1 protein-coding gene is annotated in these 1,808 nt (G+C 48.8%); it reads left to right on the forward strand.

What is annotated here, in order from left to right; translation table 11 throughout:
- The coding region (locus KDK15_RS02925) for a hypothetical protein (RefSeq protein WP_257293871.1) at positions 1-1,697 on the forward strand (1,697 nt) is incomplete at its 5' end.
- Between the last annotated feature and the right edge of the window lie 111 nt (positions 1,698-1,808).

Genomic DNA, 1,808 nt, shown 5'->3' on the forward strand with positions numbered 1-1,808 from the left:
GCGGTGAGGATTACAGTGAGCTTGATGGCGTCACTGAGTTGTTTGCCGAGTCAGACTCCGGCGAAAGTTCAGCATTAGATGGTCAGAAGACAGATGTCAGCAAGAGTGCAAGCTCTGGAGGTGAAGTACCCATCGACAGTAGTACAGTCACCGATGGAGCCGATCAAAGTGATGTTGATACTGGGTCAATCCAGACAGAAGCGAAACCGGCTGAGGCAACATCAGCCGGGGATGATGATAGTAAGCTTGAGGGTGTCGCTGAAAGTATTGTTGATACTGAGTCGGTCCAGACAGAAGTAGAATCAACTGAGAAAAGTTTAGTCGAAGAGGATTACAGTGAGCTTGATGGCGTCACTGAGTCGTTTGCCGAGTCAGAAAACTCTGGCGATAGTGCAGCGTTAGACGGTCAGGAGAAAGAGGTGGACATAAGGGCAAGGTCTGGCGATGAAGTAACAATCGACAACAGTACACCCACCGATGAAGCCGATCAAAGTGAAGCTGATCCTGAGCCTATCGAGACCGAAGCTGATACTCAGTCGATCCAGAGCGAAGCGAAATCGACTGAGAAAACATCAGTCGAGGAGGATTACACTGAGCTTGATGGCGTCACTGAGTTGTTTGCCGAGTCAGAGGACGCCGGCGACAGTGCAGCATTAGACGACAATCAGGAGACAGATGTCAGCGTAAGTGAAAGGTCTGGGGATAAAGCGCCAATCGACAGTGTTACAACCACCGGTGGAGACGATCAAAGTGATGTTGGTACTGAGTCGATCCAGACAGAAGCGGAATCGACTGAGGAAACATCGGTGGAGGAAGATTTCAGTGAGCTTGATGGAGTCGCTGCTGGAATTGATGACTCCGAACAGTCAGAAACGGCCCTGCAGCGTTCAGATGATAGCGGGAGCTCTCAGGCCAGTATTCCAGAAGAAACTGTATTTACTGCTGAAAGTCCAGACCCTCTGGACCCGGTATCAAGCGATTCTGATTACTTCTCTGACGATGAAAGTGATCAGGGTACAACCCAGACGCTCAGTCCCGAGCCGGATCTTTCCACGGATGTAGCGAAAGAGTCAGCCTCGATGGAGAGGGCTGACGTAGTCCGTCAATCAACGGCTAATATCAGAGAGATCGCAAAGCGTCGGAAAGAAAGCCTGCGGGCAGCCTCCGCAAGTACAACACCTTCCCCTGCTCCCTCTTCACCAGCCCCGAGGCCAGCATCTGGAGTAATTAACAAGCCCGTTGATTTGAGTGGTGTCAAGTCTGTTGTTTCTGCCCAGACAAAAGCTCCCAGGAAAACCAAATCAACAGACACAATACCAAAAGAGGAGAGAGCCATTGATAAAAGAAAGCTGGGTGTTTCCAGTACCTATAACGAAGCAAGTGTCATTCAGAATGCTTTTGTGAAGTTGCAAAAAAATGCAAGTAATCTGGAAGATTCACGAGATATTGCCAAGACCGCCAGAAAATACATTTCCAGCGAGGCTCAGGATAGTGGACCTTTACTGTCCCATCCTAACCCACAGCAGAAAAAAGTACTCAGTTTTCTTGGTTTGAATAGCAATGCCTCAGAGAGACAGATCCGTCTGGCTCTGCTGGATAAGGCCGAACAATCAGCCGGGTCAAACGGCAGGGAAAAACACGAAAATACTATGAAAGCACTGAGCATTTACTGTGATGCGCTGTTTAATAAGCGCTAAAGCGAAAAACTTATCCGGCTGCCAGTTTATCGTATTTAAGGGCTAGGAGGCTGTCTGAGAATAGTCTGCCCTACTGCGGTTGCGATAAATTGGTCTAAAAATTCCTGCTTC

It is taken from the genome of Endozoicomonas sp. YOMI1, from assembly GCF_024606345.1.
In the GTDB taxonomy this organism is placed as follows: Bacteria; Pseudomonadota; Gammaproteobacteria; order Pseudomonadales; family Endozoicomonadaceae; genus Endozoicomonas.